The following is a 20,623-nucleotide window of genomic DNA, read 5'->3' as shown; positions in this document are numbered from 1 at the left end:
CAGAAAAGGTGCGCGGAATCTATGATGCATCTGAAATGGCGTTTGCAGTCGTGGATCACTGGCCCGACGCTCCGGTTTCATCGATCAGAGCGGAATCCGAAGCCAGTCACCGGAATTTAGAAAGCGCACTGCAACTGTTTGAATATTGAACTTCGCAAGTTTTACTCGGCAAGCCAGACGATCGCCCCTGAATTTGAGTCTTGGAACCTTTCTTCAGTCCATGGAGTATAGTGATCACCCAGCTGAATTTCGTTCCCCGACCACCTGCATTGAATCAGACGAGCCGTCGCCGCATGATCCGCACATCGTTAACGATTCTGATGTTCTTGGTACCTTCGGCAACCCTTCTCGCTGACACGGGCGATCCCCAAATCCGCACGGACCATCCCTGGTATCCAGGTGAACTGGCGATCTCCACATTCGACCGACTCTTCGCGACGCAGGCAGAAACTTATCAGCGTGTCACCGGGCTGGAGGTTGAAACCGACGAGCAGAAGGCACTTGCCTCTTGGCTTTGGCGAAATACGCATTACTGGCACGGGGAAGCCGGGCGTCGCGATCTGTGGGGAGACGGATTTGAGTCTGCCAAGGACTCACGTCTTCGCGAGTACTGGAATGGGCTTTTCGGTTACGGTTTTGGGTTGTGCGGCACCACCCATTCGCAGTGGACCGCTGAGTTCGAACATTTGTTGGGACATGGTCGAGGCCGCGGCGTCGGCGCGGCGGGACACAATGCCTTTGAAGTGTTTCTGCAGCGTGGCAACTACGGGCCCGATGGCCGCTGGGCGCTATTGGATCACGATTTGTCGACAGTCATCTTTGATGAATCAGGTCGCCGGTTGCTAGGACTCGGCGAGATGCAACCGAACGTCGACCGTTGGATTGATCGTCGTTTCAAGCCCGACAGACAGCGTGGTTGGCTGGTGTGCGGACTGCATCCGGACGACGGGAACTCGTATCGGGAATACGCCGTCGCGGAATACTTGGCCGGTTACGCCGGACCGTCCCCGATGGTGCGATTGCGTCGTGGTGAGCGGATGCGTCGTTACTTCGAACCTGGCCTTGAAGATGGAAAAACATTTGTCTTTTGGGGAAAGAATTACAACACCGATGGTATTCCGGGGCCCGAGCGTTCAAGGACCTGGGTCAATCAGCCCGAGCGGATGTACGGCTCCACGTCCGGGACGCCGCACAGGAATGGGCAAGTTCGCTTTGCAAATGTTGAATACATTTATCGACCGGACTTTGCCACGGAGGATTACCGCGAAGGTGTCGTGGCAGAGAACAACGAACAGGTGGTTTTCGCATTTCAAACTCCGTACGTGATTGCCGCAACACCACCCACCGACGACGGCTGGGGCATTTATGAAGCGGGTTGCCGAAATGGTCTCGTGCTCCGTGGCGGGGCGACTTGTGAAGTATCGATCTCGGTCGACGCTGGCCGCACATGGCTGGCAAAGCAGAAATTCGTCGACGGCTTGGATTTGACAGACTTTGTAAAAGGACGTTCGCAGTACTGGCTTCGATTCTCGACCAGCGCAAAGCAACTCGCCGATTCGAATCTGCAGATTCGCACGGTTTGCCAAGCCAACGTGGCAGTTCTCCCACGACTCAAAGATGACGGAACCGCGATCAGCTATGAAGCGAGCGGCAGCAGCGTGTTCGCGATGGGGCCCGAAATGGAACTGGCACGCAGCTTTGTCACGGACGGCGCCTTGGGTGAAAAGACGGTGACACTCACCGCCACGCCCAGCGATCCTGTCACTCGCGTTTACGCAGCGGCTCACACGGCCTCGGGCAATCCGCCGAATCCGAATGTTCGATACTCGATCGAGTACAGTCTTGACGCCGGCAAGAACTGGCAGCCGATCGTGAAGGATTGGGCGATACCGCGACGGGGTGACGAGCCCGACGATTTTTGGTCTCAGAGTTTGTGCTACGGCTCTTGCTCGCTAATCGCTGAACCAGGCAAGCCGATCCAGATCCGCTTTCGCAACGACGGCGGCAAACGCTATCTTCGCGCTGAGGCCCATTTGATTCAGAACACCGGTCACCCCGATCCGGTCAAAGTGACGTACCAATGGACGGACTCTGAGGGTCAGCATCAGGAATCGCACGTGTTTGACGCGAGCGGTCAATGGCAGCTTGCGACCGCCAAGAATGTTCGCACAGGATGGGTTGAGTTCGAACCCGCACCGTAGCATCTGAAATCGTCCAATCCGCACGGATGGAAGATCGAAGACGACGGACGGCTTCGGTGTGGCAACAGGTAATCGAAGCAACGAGCGATCAATAGGTGTCGTTTCTTTCCTCCCCCTCTAACGAACTCTCTCCCCCGCAAACCGCTGCGCGGCGGGGGCGAGATGACTTCAATCGCGACACTTATTGATCACTCGTTGTTAAACAGAGGCAATCGAATGAGAAATCACCTCCCGTCCACGACGCTGATACTCTCACCCGGACTTTGCCTGCTGATCGTTGCCGCATGGCAGGTTGGCGCTGCGGGCGCCGATCGCGATCCGGGCTGGGTGGCGCCCATGAAACAGGTCCACTCGAAGTATCAAGGCGAGCGGGGTGTGCTGGCTCAGTTTGGCGATTCGATCACCGACTCGCGCGCGTTTTGGTCCAGCCTCCGCTACAAGAGGAATAACGCTCCGCCGGAAATGGTCAACGCGTTCGATCTGGTCAGCTCGCACATGATCGAGGATTGCTGGGACCGCAAGGGTCCGGAGAACGGAAACCAAAGTGGCAAGACGATTCGCTGGGCCGATCAGAATTTGTCCAGCTGGCTGATGCGACTGAATCCGGAAGTCGCCATCGTCATGTTCGGTAGCAACGATTTGCGTTCAGTCCCCAGCACTGAATACGAAAACAGAATGCGTCATGTCGTGCAGCAATGCCTCGACAACGGGACCATCGTGATTCTCACTACGATCCCTCCGCGTCACGGTTTCACCGAAAAATCGGCGGAGTTTGCCGAAATCATTCGTTCCATCGCGCGCGACCTCCAAGTTCCGCTCATTGACTACCACGCAGAAATCCTCCAGCGCCGTCCGGACGACTGGGACGGTGCACTCGACAAATTCGAAGGCTATCAGGGGTACGACGTTCCGACCTTGATCGCTCGCGATGGTGTGCACCCGTCCGCACCCCAACAGTACCGAGGCGACTACTCGGCCGAATCGCTGACGCACAACGGCTTCGAGCTGCGGAACTATCTGACTCTCTTGAAGTATGGCGAAGTGATTGACCGAGTGTTGACTGCCCCGAAGTAAACCGTAACTCTTCAAAATTGCTGATGGCACTTTCACGATATTTCAACACGCTGATCCTGTTCGCGATTTTTGCGTCGTCGGCCTGCGCGCAGGATCAGACAACCCTGCCAGACCGATCCTGGCTTCCGACAGCACCGGCTCTGCCACCTCCGACCGGGCAGGTCATTCGTGTGTCGAGTGTCGATGCGTTGTTCCGCGCGGCGAACGAGGTCAGGCCCGGAGGGACGATTTTGCTGGCAGACGGCCACTACATGATGCCGCGGTACTTCGAGCTGCGGACCGACAACGTGACCCTGCGAAGTGAATCAGGCAGTCGCCAGCGCGTCGTGATTGACGGAGCCCAGAGTCGACACGGTGAACTCATTGGCATTCGCGCGTGTGAAGGCGTCACGATCGCCGATCTGACCATCCAAAACGTTCGCTGGAATGGTTTTAAACTGAATTCGAACACGGGTGTTCATCGGGTCACGATTCACAACTGCGTCATCCACAACATCTGGCAGCGTGGGATCAAAGGCGTCGGTGTTCCGGCCGACAATCGCGAACAGTTGCGGCCGAAAGACTGCCACGTGCGGTTTTGCTTGTTTTACAACGATCGACCGAAGCAATTTCCCGACGATCCAGCCGATACTCCGGAGAAATTTGGTGGCAATTACATTGGCGGCATGGACATTATGTACGCCACCGGTTGGACGATCAGCGACAACGTCTTCATCGGTATCCAAGGACGAACAGGAGAAGCCCGCGGGGCGATTTTCCTGTGGCACGACTCACGCGACTGCATCATCGAGCGCAACACCATCATCGACTGCGACAGCGGAATCTGCCTGGGCAATGCGCACATCAAGGCAGAGACGATGACTCATTGCCTACGGTGTGTGGTACGAAATAACTTCATCACCCGAGCGCCGGAGAGTGGCATCCTGGCCGATTACACCACCGACTGCGTTGTCGTTCACAATACGATTCATGATCCCAGCAGCCGTCTAGAACGTCTGATTCGTCTGGTTCACGATAACGACGGATTAATCGTTGCCAATAATCTGCTCAGCGGCCCAGGTCTGCAAAACCAGGCCTCTGGAGACATGCAGATCGATGGCAACGTCACGAAAGTTCTGACCGACTCGTTCGAGAGCGCTGTAGACGGCAATCTGCACCTAAAACACCGCGTAGCGGGCGTGACCGACGCGTGCAAACGGCTGCCCAATGCGACGCACGATTTCGACGGAGAAATGCGAGATCACCAGACCGACGCCGGAGCAGATCAGCTCGTCACCCGATAGCTTCGTTGGTCATCCCCAGCGATCTCACGCGGACGGATCAAAGAGGCCGACCCGTTTGATCCGGTTCGCAGGTATCGCAGCAGCGACCGTCGCGTTTCGCCACGGATGGCCAGACGATCCGCCATACTAGCTCTTCGCGGTCTTGAGGCTGGCCCACTCTCTAGCGCCGATCGGAATCGCGGCCACAGACGTGAACAGACGGTTGCCCGCTCCACGGCGTGAAGAGCAGTCCTGAGCACAACAGGAACGGCCCCGCCTATGATCCATCCAATCGAAAGCCAGCTTCCAAAGCAGCCAACACCTGCCTCGCGACGCTGAAACGGAATCATGGAGGGACCCCCTGTGGCCGAAGTCAGTCAGCAACACCTCAGCTCACTGCAGCAATCAAACATGTTCACGCCAGTCACAGCCAGACCGGCTCCGAAGCACACACTCACAAAGGACTGCGGCGTCATTGAGTTTTCTGATCAAAGCGGAGATCGATAGCCGCGATTTCCTGGAGCTGCTTCTGAATTCGCTGGGCATCTAGGTCAGAGAGTTGCTGAAAATCACTTCCACTTTTGAGTGAATAGCGAGACAGAATAGAGTTAATTGCGTTGAATCGCGATTGCAGCAGCGATTGAATCGATTGAGGCAGTCTCCCATAGTCCGGGAGAGAGAGTAGCTGAATCGCTGATGCGCACCGGCGCCAACGTGGCATACTGGGATCGCGCGACAGAACATCAACCCGCGTAAGAACTTGAGCGATCGCGTTCAAATCACGCTCGAAAGGCGTCGCTTCCATTTCGACAACGAACGGATTGGTCATCATACGTGATCCGGATTGCGCGGTTTGGTTCCAGAATTCAGGCACTCCGTCATCGGAGCGTCCCGATGGCAAGGAGGACTCGGTACGTCGGATCGAGGTACCCTCGCCGCCTGACCAAAGAATCGCCGCGGCCTTTCGTGGCCCTCCTCCCTCTGAGTCACTCGCAGAGGGACTGGTTTTGGTTCCGATTTTGCCGGTGTATGGGTTTCTGTTGCCGGATGTACTCCAGTTGTTCTCGAAGTTCCCGTCCGGTCTTGATCGAAAGTGAGGCTTTACATAGGTTCCGTCTTTTCGAGTATATCCGCGAACCTTGACCTGTGCTTCGGCGACGCTGCCAAGGAGCAACACTGTCAGTAGCAGGACCGCCATGAGTCCTGCGCTCAATGCGGCGTGTCGTTGAGTCATCGTGAGTAATCCTGAACGAGTCGGTGTACTGGAGCATTGAACTCAAAGGCCCTTCCGCACCTTGAAACGCTATCTCGCCATCGGATCCAGTGACGTGCGTTCGAAGTTCCTACCGAAAAGAATTACTAAAGAGAAGTCAGACTGATTGGGATGGCGCAGTTTTGCGGATCCACCACCGGCATGTTCAACTAGAGTGGAGAGGTTGTTCGTAGAAAAAGACAAAGGTTTCTAGGACTTAAAAACTAGCAATCGCGTCTGAATCGTCTACAGCCCCGTTCGCACCGATGGCCGACGCCGGGTGGTCTCTCTCAAGCCGCTTCAATGCAACGGCTTTATTGAGCGGAAGACCGACACTCGGTAACCGCACTCCTACTGAACCTAAAAGTCGTCGGAGAGTTTGAATTCCGGACGCGGAACGTCGCTGAGGTTGCCGCTTGGTGTTAGAAGAGCCTGATAGACTTGATAGTCGATCGATTCACGAATAAATCGTGTGGCCCCATCAGCAAATCCCGCATAGACTCCCTCAACATGCGCCGAAGATGGCCGTGCCACGTCGGCGGCGTTCAACTTGTTCATCCGCAGGTTGAACAAGTTCTCACCTAGCGGTGAACCATTGATTCGGTGAACGGGATCGACCGCGGTCGCTTCGTTCACGTCGACATCTTCAAAGTGCCAAACCATGCCTTGCGTGTAGCGACTCGATTCGTGGTAGCGAACTTCACTGGCCTGATCAGTGATGATCAAATCCTCGGCATTGATGAAGCCAGCGCGGTGCCACGGCATTGCTTGCAGATTTTCACTCACCAACATCGTATTCCCCTGACCGTCGGTGAAATCCGCGAGCAACACATCGGGGCCGACGGCGACAGGCCTGCCGTCCGTTCTGATTGCGGGGACTTTGTTGTTAAAAACTCCGTTCGCTGTTGCCATCGATCGAGCGAAATCAATCGTGATCTGCTCGCCACCTCGAAGAATCTGCCAAGCCGCTTCACCGTTGGCGCCACGATGGTACATGCCGGCATTGCAAATGTAGCTGTTGCTGCCATGCGTCACTTCGCCAGAACGCGGATTGGAAGGACATTGAAAGACGGCTAGATTGACCGCAGCAAGCGACGTGAATCCGTTGCCCGCTTCACCGCTGGACAGCGGCATCGCATCGCTGCCACCCAAAACGATCGGATACCGATCATCGGTCCAGTGCTCGAAGGTCGGTTGCGCATCGAGCCAAGGAAGCACGGCGACCGCCCAGGTTCCTATCTTGCGATGACTGTCCAGAGTGCTGGTGTCGGCATCGGGATCACTCGGGTCGCTCGGCTTCGCACTCACCGTCCAAGTGCCAAAATCCATTGCGTAACCGGGTAGTTTCCCCCTGGCGTTCTCGTATAGGATTGAGGCGAGAGCGAGGTTTTTGAGATTTGTGGAGCACTGATTTCGACGATGTGGTGAGTGGCGGCCAATGAATGGAATCAGCAGCCCCAGAAGAATGCCAACGCATACGATAACCACCAACCATTCCGTAAGCGTCATTCCAAACCGCTGGCAACGCATGATCGATCCTAGGGATGAAAGATAAGATCCACCATTCTCGCTGATGTCGTCAACGTATGCAAACCATCCGCCAAAGAGACAAAGGTTCCAAGACTCAAAAACTGGCAATCGATTCTGAATCGTTTACTGCTCCGTTCGCACCGGTGGCCGACGCAGGGTAACCTCTTTCAAGCCGCTTCGAGATAAGGTTTCATCGGGCAAGAAAAGGTACGCGGACTCAATCTTGCATCTGGAATAGGGATTACAGCCTTGGATGAATGGCTCGCCGCTCCAGTTCCCTCGATCGGAGGAGAATCCGAGGTCAGTAACCGGAACAGAGAAGGCAAACTCCAACTGTTTGAAATTGATCTGCGCAACTTTCTCTCGGCAAGCCAGACGACCGCCCCCTGAATTTGAGTCCTCGAACCTTTGTCTTTTTTGTTCCCTCGAGATCAGCGAGGCAAGAACTGGCCGAAGTCGATGCAACCGCCAGTGCAGTTGAGAGCACGCGAAGTCGCATCAGAGCCCAGAAAAACCCATACCTACTCCGGTGTCGGCCATCGGAGCAGTGAAGCTGACCTTCCAAAACCACTTCGATCGACTTGGCTTACCGAACACCGAATACAAGACCTGACCCTGGCGAAGCCTTCCCCGGATTGGTTTTGGGTGTTGCCATCCAACATCAAAGTAATGTTGCTGTTGATGTTTCGCATGAAAGGGATGGCTGCTTCGCAACTGTGTAAGCGTTCTATCTTCCCATGTTGACGGTAGCGTTAGCGTGGTGGGTTTCTTGGCTCATCCGACTAAAGCGTACTTTGCTTGATGGAGCGAGTAGAGAAGCAGTTCGAAGTATTCGCGATCACGGATGCCGTAGGATTGTCGTTGGACCGTTTGTAACTATTCAGCCTTCTGCGGAAGGGGCGGCATGACGCCGGTTTTGGCGTAGCTTGCCAAGGCTCCCAATATTGTATCGAGCGGCTGGTGACCTCGGACTCGGAGCGTGCGAAGAACGCTCATCAAGACCGACTGGGTCAACGCGCCGCGGTCGCTGTGATTGCAGTAGCTGTTCTTGCGAATCATCACCGCCGGACGGATCGCTCGTTCGCCCGCGTTGTTGTCCGAGGGAACGTCGTCGTACCACAGAAACGTCAATAGTTCGGATCCATACTTCGCCATCCGCTTGGAGAGTCGGTTCGCATCGGCGTGATCCCATGATTCACTGCCGAGCTTTGCCAGTCGCTGTTCCAGACGCCCCACCGCCGAATCGTAGTCCGCCTCGCAGATCGATGGCCTTTGAGTTTGCAGTTTCTTCGCGTCCCGGTACACGCCAACCAAGCGACGCGAGAACGATTTCCACTCGGGATGATCACCATGTTTCTCGCTGACCGCCGCGGCATCGCGAAGCAGATGCGGCCAGCACTTCTGTTTGTCCGCGCACACGACCACATCGTACGGCGACCAGAAATCCGTGATCAACGTGCCCTCGTGTACTGGTTCAGCGTGAACTGGAGTTAGTTCTGGTCGTTGCTATTCCAAATGGAAAATTTGCCAACTCACTTGACGAATGAATTGGCGGGTCAAAAATGTCGTTCGATAGCTTGCTGATGGGGTGTTACTTCCCGGTCCAGCGCGGAGGTTTTTCGCATTGAGGAAACATCGAAGGGAAGAGGAGCGGCATCCGAAGACACCGCCGCCCTTCGACGTTTCACTTGGCACGGCGCTCGAGTTGGTCCTCACCAGAGCTCTATCCTCCGACCAAGCGGTTGCATTTTATCTCGCGTCGCAGTCCGTCGCAATCAAGCAGCTTGCTGTTGACGCCGCAGTCGACGTGCCTCGCGGGCTGCTTCGAGCTTCTGGTCTCGATTGGCGAAGACCTCGCGTCCCTTGCCGAGTAACTTGGTTTGTGGTGTCACGTAGCCGATGGCGCTGTGAAGCCGAACTTCGTTGTAATACTTGACGTACTCGGCCACGATTCGACGAGCATCTTCGACCGTTTCAATGTGTTTTTCGCGAATGCAATCGCCCTTGATCGTTCGGTGATAACGCTCGATCTTGCCGTTGCTTTGCGGGTAGTAAGGCGACGTTTTGACATGCGTCATTCCCGCGATCCGAATGAACTCTTTGAAGTCACGCGAAATGAACTGCGGCCCATTGTCGGTAATGATCCGAGGCTTGGCATCGGGGAACTTTTCCCGTGCCCGCTGAAGGATCACTTCGATATCCACTTCTTCCATCTTCTCGCGAATTTCCCAGTGAACGATGCTGCGAGAGCAGCCGTCCAGCACGCTGCACATGAAGTAGAACGTGCAGCCAATGTTCAAGTAACTAACGTCCATATGCCAGTGATCGTGAGGCTTTGAAGGCTGGCCGAAGCCGGTTCCCTTCTTTGCTTTGTGGGCGGCTTCGCCGGGGTCAGGTCTTGTGTTCGGTGTTCAGCCATTCAAGTCGGAGAAGGCTTTTCAAGGGTCAGGCCTTGTGTTCGGTTTTCCGTCAGTCAAGTGGAACGAATCGGCTTTCGAAGGTCCACTTCACCGCCCCGGTGGCCGACACCGGAGCAGGAACTGACGATGGTCGGTTCTTCGCCGATGCCATGCGCTGAGTGATCGAGCGAACCTGGAGGAGTTCAGCTTTTCTTTTGCTTGATGTTCTTGATGGGACCAGCGTGCCTGGGCGTTCGCCGAATGCGGAAGACTGCATGGGTTGGCATTCGAGAGAGACGTCAGCGACCTGCTGTGGAACCATACGTAGTCCCATGCAAAGCGGATGGCAGGCGCGTGGTTTGGTTTGAGAGGTTGGTCGGGGGCCGACTGCGAGGGATTCGTGGTGAATGACAGCCAGGATGGCTATCCCACGGGTTGCGGGCCACTGCGGTTTGGGGGCAGCGGGTGTTCGGTCTATTGAGGGACGGCTGGGACGAGCTTTCCGTCGACGACGGGTTGGTCGTTGTACATTTTCAGTTCGAAGGTGCCGTCGGGCTGCTGGGCGACCATCCAGATTCCGGCGTTTTCGAGTTCTTCGCGAAGTCCCGATTGTCGGCTGCCGGTCAGCATTCGCATCAGGCCTTTCCCGCTGCTGCCATGACCGACCAACAGGATCGATTGGTCTGGGACGGAAAATGGGACGGGGGTAATATTTTAACTTCACGGCGGTTGTCGACCAAGAAATGCGAATTACTCCGGTGGCCGACACGGGAGGTTGCTCCCACTTCATCGACCGGTGTGCCGGTGCGACGGTCTGAACAAGATTCGGAGGTCGAACAGGGAGCATTCAGTCCCCCGTTCCCCGTCGAGCGGAGCCTACTTGAAGTAGCCGACGGCATTGTTGGAGATTCCTCAGATGTAAGCAAGTCTTTCATCCGCCGTCAGATGTCATGGCAAAAGTAAAAAGTCGAAAATTGCTTTAATCCAAGGTCTGGTCTCCACGTCTTCATGCTTCCCATTGAATCGTCGCACCGGAGACCATCGCTTGAATTTGTTAGCAGGACGAACATGACTCAAACGGACTTCCGATCATTCGTGAATTGTCGAAAGGAACTTCGTTAGCAATTCGGATGGGGGGCTCAATTGGTCGAAAGGGGAAGGCTTCGCCAGGGTCAGGTCTTGTATTCGGTGTTCAGTAAGCCAAGTCGATCGAAGCGGTTTTGGAAGGTCCGCTTCACTGCTCCGTTCGCCGACACCGGAGCAGGAACTGACGATGATCGGTTCTTCGCTGATGCCATGCGGTGAGTGATCGAGCGAACCTGGAGGAGTTCAGTTTTTCTTTTGCTTGACGTTCTTGATGGGACCATCGCGTCTGCGCTTTCGCCGAATGCGGAAGACTGCACGAGTTGGCATTCGAGAGAGACTTCAGCGGCCTGCCATGGAGCCATACGCAGACCCATGCAAAGCGGATTGGTCGGCGTTTGGCTTGGGAGGTTTAATGCTTCCCATTGAATCGTCGCACCGGAGACCATCGCTTGAATTTGTTGGCAGGACGAACAGGACTCAAACGGACTTCCGATCATTCGTTAGTTGCCGAAAGGAACTTCGTTAGCAATTCGGATGGGGGGCTGAATTGGTCGTGGTGAAGATGGTGTCCCGCGCTGTCGATGTGGACGAGCTTTCCGTTTTGCATTGCGTTAGCAACAAGCGACCAATCAGTGTCGTTTGTTCCCCCCCCCTCTCTCTAACTCTCTCCCCCGCAAACCGCTGCGCGGCGGGGGAGAGAGGACTTAAAACGCGACACTGATTGGTCGCTCGTTGCTTAACCGCTTCCTGCTGGGCTTTGCGATCCTCGGGTAGCTCGTCCGCTTTGAATATCAATGCAGCAGTAGCGATCTTCTGCTTCGGTTCCCGTGCGAGCCTAGTGGTGGTTACAATCGCAGATCCTTGACAAGTCGCGAATCAAAACATGCTCTCCTCCACTCCTACCTTGACTAGCCCGCATGCTCTCGAATCATTTTACCTTTGGTAGTGCTGGTATCAAACGAGCCATCCGCTCTCTCCCGCTGTCGAGTCCCGTTACCGCCTGCCTGATCTCACTGGTGCTTGCCCAGTCTCTGCTAACTTGGTGTGGATCGGGGGCTGCCGAACCGCCTGCGGCTGCGGTTTATAGTGTTGGCATTGCCAAACAAGACATTTCCCCAGCTTACCCCGTTCGACTGAATGGTTTTGCGTTTCGAAAGACTGAATCGGAAGGTACTTCGCAACCCTTGTGGGCTCGAGCATTAGCGATCGGCACTGATGAACAAAAACCAATCGTGTTGGTCACTCTTGACAGTCTGGGCGTCCGCTCGACTTTGGTTGATGAAGTTCATCGGCGGCTTGCGGAGCACACCCAACTGACGCGTGAGCACCTGATCGTCACCTTCACCCATACCCACAGTGCACCGAAAGTGAATGGTGCCTCGGACAACATTTTTGCCGAGCCGATTCCTCCCGAGCACCAACGGCACCTTGATCAGTACACTGAAGAACTGACTGTCGACCTGGTTGCTGTGATCCAGGCCGCCTTAGCCGATCGCCAACCAGCATCGCTTGGCTGGACGGTCGGTGAGGTTCAATTCGCCTTGAATCGACGAACCAGTGGAGGTCCCGTCGATCATTCCCTACCGTGCTTGATCGTGCGTTCCGCAGACGATTCAAAGTCGGTTCGTGGCATCTACACCACCTACGCCTGCCACTGTGTGACGTTATCGCAAAACCTGCTAAGCGGAGATTGGGCAGGCTATGCTGTCGAAGCGATCGAGCGTCAATTCCCCGGTGCCATTGGGATGGTGTCGATTGGCTGCGGCGCCGATCAGAATCCCGATAGTGGTGTCACAGGCGACAAGGTTGATATCGCGCAACAACAAGGGATGCTGATCGGCGATGAAGTCGCCAGGCTTGTCAATGGAGGCACAATCAAGCCGCTTGCAGAACCGCTATCGGTTTCTAGCGGCAGTGTCCAGCTACCCTTTCACAGCATCCCCACGCGCCAGGAATACGAGGTGATGCAGGCCGCTGGCGGTCCCGCCGGGTACAACGCCACAACCCAATTGGCTCGCTTGGACCGCGGAGAGGAGATTCCAAAATCGCTGCCCTATCCGCTCCAAGTTTGCCATTTTGGCGACCAACTTTGCATGGTTTTTATGGCTGGCGAAGTTTGTGTCGACTATTCGCTGCGGCTGAAATCGGAGCTGGATCCAGAACGTTTGTGGATGCACGGTTACAGCCACGACTTTGGCGCGTATATCCCATCCGAGCGATTATGGGCCGAAGGCGGTTACGGGGCCGGTGCGGAAGCTCCGTACTTTGCACTTCCCAATAAACTGGCGCAAGGACTGGAACAAACGATTATCGATGAAGTCCACCGCTTGGTGCCGATCAGTTATCAAACCGCCAAGAACCATCCGGTTGCCGATGGTGAGCCGAGCCAGCCTGAGGTAAGCCGCACCGACGGCATCCCCCCTAAATCACCTCAGCAGGCGTTGCAAGAATTTCAAACAAACGCTGACCTGCAAGTTCAGTTGGTTGCCAGTGAACCGCAGATCACCGACCCAGTCGCGATCGATTTCGGACCTGACGGCAGTGTCTGGGTTGTGCAGATGTCCGACTATGGCCATGGGATCGAAGAGGAGTTTGTTCCCAGCGGAGAGGTGCGGGTGCTGAAGGATCTTGACGGTGATGGATTCTACGAATCATCGACTGTGTTTATGGACGGGCTGCGATACCCCACTGATGTCAAAGTCTGGAAAGACGGCGCGCTGATCTGCGATGCCCCCAACATTATTTTTGCGCGCGACCAAGATGCCGACGGACGCGCAGAAACATCCACAGTGCTCTTCAGTGGGTTCGAAACACATAACGGCCAAGCACGCGTCAACAGCCTGCGGTGGGGACTCGATCATTGGCTGTACGGCTCTGGCGGATTGTTTGGTGGATCAATTTCAAATCAGCAAGGAGCCATCGTAGATGTTTCCGGCAGAGACTTCCGAATTCAACCTGATCGGGGACTGATCGAACCGGTAACAGGCCGTAGCCAACAAGGCAGAGTCCGTGATGAATTCGGCAACTGGTTTGGTTGCGACAATAGCACTCTGATTCGTCACTATCCGGTTGTGGATCATTACCTACAACGCAATCCGTTTGTACCGCCACCGTTGAGCTCGATCAACGTCCCGGCTGGCGAGAACGCTGGCAAGCTATTTCCGCCCAACGATCTGGTGCTGTTTCGTTTGTCCGGCGCCCCAGGTCGCGCCACGGCTGCGTGCGGGATCGAAATCTATCGCGACAGCTATCTCGGCCCGAACTACCACAACAATTCGTTCACTTGCGAGCCCGTGAATCAGCTGGTCCATCGGCAGGTCTTGGAGCGTCAGGGAGCCACCTTTCGAGGACAGCGTGCCGCTGATGAACTGGACTCTGAATTCCTGACCTCAACGGACCGTTGGTTCCGACCCGTGCAAGCCAGAACGGGTCCTGACGGTGGACTCTGGGTGGTGGACATGTACCGCTACGTGATCGAACACCCCAAGTGGATTCCGGATGAAACCTTGGCCGAAATCGATGTCTTTGCTGGCCAGGGCAAAGGGCGGATTTATCGCGTTGTGCCTACCGCCAAAGATCCGCAGAGCCAACCCGCACTAAGCGAATTAAACGACCAGGAATTAGCCAAAGCGATTGACACGGATAACGGCATCATCCGTGATTTAGTGCACCAAATGTTGCTGTGGCGTGATGCCAGGAACACCCGCGACGAGCTTCTGCGGATCGCTCAGACAAGCCAAAATCCTGCGGTGCGAATCCAAGCCCTGGCCGCTCTAGATGGGCTCAAGGAATTGTCAAACGAAGCGATCTTGTTCGCGGTAACGGATTCGCACCCCGAAGTCCGGCGACACGCCGTACGGATGAGCGAGAGTTTTCTAACCGACTCGAAAATTGCGGCGGCTATTCTGAAACTTGCAAACGATCCATCTTTCGAAGTTCGTATGCAGGTTGCCTACTCGATTGCGTTGATAGATTCCGATGACGTGACCAAACCGTTGACTCGACTGGCGACCGAATCAACCGATCCTTATTTGCAGTCAGCGGCACTGAGTTCACTGACCCCCAGCAACGTCGGTCCCGTTGCGGAACAAATTTTAGCAACCGAAGAGTCACGTGAACTGGTCGGCCCTGAGGTGGTTGCGACCACCGCTGGAATGGGGAGTACAACGGCGATTGAATCTGCCCTTAACCGCATTCTGGAATCCAGCGATGAATGGCAATGGTGGCAGTTAGAAAGCTTGGCTCAATTTCTTGACGGTCTCGACCGCCGCGCTGCCAGCGGCGAACTGGGGATTGGCAAAGCGACTGATCGCAACCAACAGCCCGTGCGAGTTCAGATCAAAATCACACCCCGACAGATACTGGCTGCTCGATCGATCCTTCATTCCGCAAGAGAACGAATTCTTGATCCAAGCGTCACGGACAGTCAGGCGGCAATGGCCTTGAAACTACTGGGACGCCGATTCGGTCCGGTTTCCCAGTCGCTGCTGAGCCCCGCGCCCAACCAAGCTGGATCTGAACCGTCGCAGGAGATTACCTCCGAGATTGCCGAACTGATTAGTCTACCGTTTTCCAATCATCGTCAAATTGCCGCCGTCCAAGCGATCGGTCGGCGTGGGGACTCAGCCGGCGGCCAGGCGTTACTATCCTGCGTTGAATCAGCGACTCCGCAAGTCCGTGCGGTGTTGGTCCAGACCCTGTTGGAGCACCCCGACTGGGATGCGTCGATTTTGACTGGATTGCAATCCAGTTTACTTTACTCGAGCGACTTTTCGGCGGACGATCGGCATCGATTCATCGAACGCCAGCCAACGAAAACTCGCCCCTTGGCCATGAATTGGTTGGGTGATGGAGCCGGTAGCGATCGCAAGCAGCTCGTCGCCGATTGGATGGATGTTTCTGCGTTGCCAGCGGATGCTCAGCTAGGCAAAGCTCTGTTTGGAAAGCACTGTAGCGTTTGCCACAAGTTCGACGGTGTGGGATATGAGGTGGGTCCAGACTTGGCCGCACTGACAAGTCGATCCGATGCATTTTTACTGCAGGCGATATTGGATCCAAACCGAGACGTGGATGCGCGGTACCAACGATACACTGCGTTAATGGACAATGGGCGCGTCATGTCTGGTCAAATTGTGAACGAGACAGCATCTAGCGTTACCCTGATCGAACAGGGAGCGAAGCAACACGTGCTACTCAGGAATCAATTGGAGGAGTTACGCGCCAGCGGAAAGTCGGCGATGCCCGAAGGCCTCGAAGAAAACATTAGCAAACAAGAGATGTCGCATATCTTGGCCTACGTTCAGGGTGCTGATTCGGAAGCCTATCAAATCGCCCAATCGCTACTCGACGACACCCTGGCCGGAGCGCAGCGGGAAGAGCTGATCGCAAAATGGCCCCAGTATTCGGCTGAGATGATCACCGCTCTGACGTCTGACATGCCTGACGATGTGAACGAACAGTACCGCCGGATTCCATGGATTTGGCGAGTTGCGATCGCGGCCGGAAAGCGGAATCAATCGAAGGAACTGCTCCAAGTGCTCGACGTCAGTCTCCCTCAACTTCAACAACCACTCACGGACTGGCAGGCCGTCGTTCTCGGTGGTGGATTGATCAACGGGATCAGCCAAACGGGTGACTGGCCACTTGACCGTGTGCAGCGTCTGATCTCTGGAAATGGGTCACTGGTTGCACGCTGGAATCAAATGATATCGCAAGCCTCTGAAATGTCGGACAATGCTCAAGTGCGTCCAGGGACTCGCTATGATGCACTCCGCATGATCGCGCTCGCTCCCTGGGCGAAACATGGCGAACAATTGGCGGGCTATTTGACGAACGCTAATGCGGAACTGCAAATGGGAGCGGTCAGTGGTCTGTCCGACATGCCGGCGGCTGAAGCGGGACAGGCCATCCTTGCTGCTCTGCCCAACCTGAATTCGCACAATCGGGAACTGGCTCTCGACGCACTACTGCGAACGGTTCCCCGCGTCCAGCGATTGCTGACCGCGATCGGAGAGGACGACGTCAACCCGAACTGGCTCGGAGAATCTCGTGCCAAACAACTCCATCAACACGTCGATCCGGCAGTACGACGACAGGCTGCGGAGGTATTAACAGAAGCAAAATAGTTCTTCGTCCAAATGGCACACCGAACACCATTGGGTCAAACCTCTTTGTTTTGACCGACGGCTGGTAACGGTCGCACTCTTGGCCGCCCGCGAGGTCGCATTTTTCACTCACTCACCGCGTCGGCCTTCGTCTTCCTAATACCCTCGACAGCTTCCTGCATTCGTCCCAGCGTATCCTGGTTGCGGGGCGTCCCGTGCCCCGCAAAGAAACAAAGGGTCCAGAAAGAAACAAAGGTTCCAGGACTCAAAAAGAAACAAAGGTTCCAGGACTCAAAAACTGGCAATCACTTCTGATTCGCCTCCTGGCCCGTTCGCTCCGGTGTCGGCCACCGGAGCAGTGAAGCGGACCTTCCAAAACCGCTTCGATCGACTTGGCTTACTGAACACCGAATACAAGACCTGACCCTGGCGAAGCCTTCCCCCATGGGTGAGTGGATCTGAAAGTGGCTCCGGTTCGCAAGTGAGCGGTTCGACATCTACGAGCGTTTCGGATGATTCCGGCTCTGGAAGCAATGGTTCGGGATCAGAGAATTCAGCATCTGACGACTCAGGTTCGGACGCATCCGGCAGCGACGCGTCCAACGATTCCGGCTCCGAGACTAGCGAAGGGTCGGACGAAGATTCCGGCGGTGGCGGGAGCGACTCATCAGCCGACAGTGGCAGCAACGTAACCGTACACCAGCACCAGTTGGGCGCTTGGGGTTGGTTACTTTTTGCGGGTTCGGCGGCGGGCGCGGCGAGTTTTCTTGCGGTCGGCGGCTTGGCGACGTTCGTCGTCGCGGTATTGCCGGATCGATTCGGGATGTTCTGCCTTCCAGGCATGGGGCGTCATTGATTGCCAGTCGGTTTCGCCGGATAGCGCACGCCGCAGGACATCATCCAAGTACGCTCGCACGTCCAAGTTGTTGCGGATCGCGCTCCCGATGATTGTCATTAAGTTTGCAGCCCGTTCGCCCGCGGCCACCGAGCCTTTGAACATCCAGTTCTTGCGACCCGTCGCCACCCGCTTCATCAACTGCTCGCAGTCGTTGTTGTCCAGCGGGATCGATACATCTTCGGTAAAACGATGGAGTGCCTCCCAGTGCCGACGGACGTAGGCCGCCGCCATCCCAAGGTTGCTCTTGGGAAGCACCTTCGGTGACTGCATCGCTTCACTGGAAAGATAGGCTTCGATCTGATCCAGAACATGACGTGACAGGCTTTGGCGTCGCGAAAGTTGCTCCGGCGCAGTAAGGTGTTTGCATTGATCCTCCACGTCGTAAAGATTTCCAATCAACGACTCAAGTTTCGCCACTTGGATCGGGAACGCACTGCGGCACTCGTCGATCTTGCGACGCGCATGTGCCCAGCACGCTGCGAAAGTGATTCGCGAGTCGCTTCGTATTTGGATCTTCTGAAATCCCGACCAACAGTCGCCAATCAGGTTACCTTCAAAGTCACTCAGCACGTCGTCCGGACCATCACGGTGACGGCTAACCGTGAAGTCGAAAGCGACAACCGGAAGCCGTGAAGCGTAGTAGCCCCAGAAGTTCGCTTTGATGCTTGGCTTGCCTGTGGTCATCGCCTTCTCGAGGACCTCGGTGATACGTTTACCGCGCGGGTGATCCGATAAGTCCGGCATCGCGGCGGGCGTAATCAACAGCACGCCGGTGTCATCACAGCCAACGGTGGGATCTTGTTTCAGAATGCTCTGCAAGTGCTCGGCGAGCGGACGCAGGGCGAACTCGACGGCCGTTTCGATGTTCTGCAGTGTGCTGCGACTGGGCGTCCAGCCGCTGGCCCCGAACATGTCTTGTTGACGATAGAACGGCAGGTGATAGAAGTACTTCCAGGCCACCACCTCGACACCGATCGAGGCGTCGAAGCGATCCCATTCGACGAGGCCCGTGGGCCGCTCGGGGCTGACGATGCCTTGCGCTTTGTCGGTTGGGTGGACGTATTTGGCATACTTGGTTAGTCGGACTTTGAGATCCGCGGGAACCCACTCCAGCGTTTCAACTTCGTCATAGCCGATCAGGGTCAAGCCTTCGCGTTTTCCTTCGGGCACATCGACGATGCGTTCATAGCGCGGCAAATGTTCGGGGAACTTGCGGTCGCCGGTTGCGGAGCGATTTCGTCGTCGCTTCTTCTTGTCTTCTTCGGCATCGTCAACAATTTGTCGAGCGTCGCAGATCGCTTCTTCGAGTGCGCTGATGACTTCGGGCGTGGGCTCTTCGCCCAAGTCGAAATGCAGCTGGCCGTCACAGTCGATGCGTCGCTCACTCTTGCGACCAAAAAGTTGCTTGAGAAGTTTCTCGATCGTCAGGTTCAGCTCGATGTTCTTCTCGTCGAGTTTGTCACGGTCGGACTTAAGTTCTAAGACGCTGTGGGCTTGTTCCTCAATCAGCTTGTCTTTCAACTCCAGTGCGACGGCTTGTTTTTGAATCAACGCATGAGCAGCATCGAGGTCGGCGGGGAGTGGTTTGGGATCCATGATGGCGACATTATAAAGTTCGCCACCAAAAGCGCAAGTGCGTCCCCACGAAAGTCCAAAAGAAAACCGGCCCCGCGAGAATGTTCTCACGAAGCCGGTTGATGCGAAGTGGAACTGATTGATGCGAAGTGGAACTGGCCGGCCAGACGGCCCTACGCCACCATTCGCTTGCGTCTTGTCTTGGCCGATTTCAGTGAGACGCCTGCGATCCACATGGCCAGTTCGACCGAATCGATCGTGACGTGCGTTTGATCACAGGGAGGCGTTGGCAGCTCGACGGTGCCTTGCTCGAGTCGCCTGTACCACAAGGTCAATCCACCAGTCTCCCACCAGAGGGCTTTGATGCGGTCTCGCTTTCGATTGACAAACAGAAACAGCGAACCGTCGGTGACGCTCTTGCCCAACGAGGTGGTGACGATTCCGGTCAGACCATCAAAGCCTTTTCGAAAGTCGACCGGCTCGGTGCACAGATAGATCGGCATGCCATCAGGCAATCCGATCATGGTTGATCCTTGCGCAGTGGATTCGGCTGAGAATCAGTTGGCACTTCGATACGAATGCGGATGCCACCGGGAAGTTCAATCGTCGCGTTCGCGAGATTGGCTGCGGGAGCGGGGCGATCCGGTGTGGCTTGAAACGAGACGGGCACAAACTTGGCCACGACGGGGACTTTCGGATCCCGCGTCGACCGCAGCTTGCGTTTCCAGTTGTAGAAAGACGGCTGCGAAACACCTTCGGCGGAACAGAATTGAGCGACCGTCATCTGAGCTTGCTCAAATCGTTGCAGACGCTCCGTCCAAAGCTTCGCGGTTTCGGCTCGATTCATAGGGTTCTCCATTGGGAAGCAAGGTAAACCCAATAGCCTAAAACCTGCGCCTACAATGGTTTTGGTGTACGGTTACGCAGCAACGCATCCGAAGACTCCACGTCCGAAGGCAGCAATGAGTCTAACGACGAATCCGTTGATGACTCGGGCGACACATCTGGAGGTGATTCAGGTGGTGGCGGAAGCGGCTCGGGCAGCAACAACGAATCAACCGATGAAAGCGGCGACGGCTCGGGTGGCGAAGACTCCGGTGAAGATTCGGGCGGCGATGAATCAGGCGGAGACGATTCCGAAGGCGAAGAGTCAGAAGACGACGAATCCAATGGCGACGAAAGCAGCGGCGGATCCAGTGACGCTTGCGAGAGCACCTGGATTTGGTCGTGCGGTTGGGAACT

General features: G+C 55.8%; 12 protein-coding genes and 1 pseudogene. 4 read left to right on the top strand and 9 right to left on the bottom strand.

Going from position 1 to position 20,623, the window contains the following annotated elements; genetic code table 11:
* Positions 1-200 precede the first annotated feature (200 nt).
* From K227x_RS03530 to K227x_RS03520, 3 genes are all read left to right on the top strand, one after another.
* Positions 201-2,201, top strand: coding sequence for a hypothetical protein (locus K227x_RS03530; protein ID WP_145168093.1), 2,001 nt, complete (start codon positions 201-203; stop codon positions 2,199-2,201).
* Positions 2,202-2,417: 216 nt separating this feature from the next.
* The gene (locus tag K227x_RS03525; RefSeq protein WP_218933752.1) at positions 2,418-3,275 is read left to right on the top strand and encodes an SGNH/GDSL hydrolase family protein; all 858 of its coding nucleotides are present in this window, start codon (positions 2,418-2,420) and stop codon (positions 3,273-3,275) included.
* A 23-nt stretch (positions 3,276-3,298) separates the two neighbouring features.
* Positions 3,299-4,558 (top strand): right-handed parallel beta-helix repeat-containing protein, encoded by a 1,260-nt coding sequence (locus K227x_RS03520; protein WP_145168091.1) that lies wholly within the window; start codon positions 3,299-3,301, stop codon positions 4,556-4,558.
* A gap of 451 nt (positions 4,559-5,009) precedes the next feature.
* Here K227x_RS03520 and K227x_RS03515 read toward each other — a convergent pair whose 3' ends face one another.
* The 6 genes and pseudogenes from K227x_RS03515 to K227x_RS30220 form a co-directional block, all read right to left on the bottom strand.
* Positions 5,010-5,411, bottom strand: coding sequence for a hypothetical protein (locus tag K227x_RS03515; protein WP_145168090.1), 402 nt, complete (start codon positions 5,409-5,411; stop codon positions 5,010-5,012).
* 738 nt (positions 5,412-6,149) lie between these two features.
* Positions 6,150-7,298: a DUF1559 domain-containing protein gene (locus tag K227x_RS03510; protein WP_246146821.1), complete on the bottom strand. Its 1,149-nt coding sequence runs from the start codon at positions 7,296-7,298 to the stop codon at positions 6,150-6,152.
* 897 nt (positions 7,299-8,195) lie between these two features.
* Entirely contained in the window at positions 8,196-8,774 is a 579-nt protein-coding gene (locus K227x_RS03505) for an IS66 family transposase (protein WP_246146476.1), read from the bottom strand.
* Positions 8,775-9,094: 320 nt separating this feature from the next.
* A pseudogene (locus K227x_RS03500) lies at positions 9,095-9,646 on the bottom strand (transposase); the annotation flags it as partial.
* A gap of 546 nt (positions 9,647-10,192) precedes the next feature.
* On the bottom strand, positions 10,193-10,354 hold the full coding sequence (locus K227x_RS03495; protein ID WP_218933751.1) for a hypothetical protein: 162 nt from the start codon (positions 10,352-10,354) through the stop codon (positions 10,193-10,195).
* 536 nt (positions 10,355-10,890) lie between these two features.
* On the bottom strand, positions 10,891-11,301 hold the full coding sequence (locus tag K227x_RS30220) for a hypothetical protein (RefSeq protein ID WP_218933750.1): 411 nt from the start codon (positions 11,299-11,301) through the stop codon (positions 10,891-10,893).
* A 420-nt stretch (positions 11,302-11,721) separates the two neighbouring features.
* Between K227x_RS30220 and K227x_RS03490 the strand changes: the two genes are divergently transcribed.
* Positions 11,722-16,929: a neutral/alkaline non-lysosomal ceramidase N-terminal domain-containing protein gene (locus K227x_RS03490; RefSeq protein ID WP_145168087.1), complete on the top strand. Its 5,208-nt coding sequence runs from the start codon at positions 11,722-11,724 to the stop codon at positions 16,927-16,929.
* 706 nt (positions 16,930-17,635) lie between these two features.
* On the opposite strand, the gene K227x_RS03485 is transcribed toward K227x_RS03490, so the two are convergent.
* The 3 genes from K227x_RS03485 to tnpA form a co-directional block, all read right to left on the bottom strand.
* Entirely contained in the window at positions 17,636-19,402 is a 1,767-nt protein-coding gene (locus K227x_RS03485) for an IS66 family transposase (RefSeq protein WP_145167544.1), read from the bottom strand.
* A 152-nt stretch (positions 19,403-19,554) separates the two neighbouring features.
* Positions 19,555-19,905, bottom strand: coding sequence for an IS66 family insertion sequence element accessory protein TnpB (gene tnpB, locus K227x_RS03480; RefSeq protein ID WP_145167546.1), 351 nt, complete (start codon positions 19,903-19,905; stop codon positions 19,555-19,557).
* Positions 19,902-20,228 carry an IS66 family insertion sequence element accessory protein TnpA gene (tnpA, locus tag K227x_RS03475; protein ID WP_145167548.1) on the bottom strand — a complete coding sequence of 109 codons (327 nt, stop codon included), beginning with the start codon at positions 20,226-20,228 and terminating at the stop codon, positions 19,902-19,904. Before tnpA ends, tnpB begins: the two co-directional genes overlap by 4 nt.
* Between the last annotated feature and the right edge of the window lie 395 nt (positions 20,229-20,623).

Source organism: Rubripirellula lacrimiformis (genome assembly GCF_007741535.1).
Classification (GTDB): Bacteria; Planctomycetota; Planctomycetia; order Pirellulales; family Pirellulaceae; genus Rubripirellula; species Rubripirellula lacrimiformis.
The sequence above is the reverse complement of the archived record's forward strand: the minus strand, read 5'-3'. Positions and strand labels throughout refer to the sequence as shown.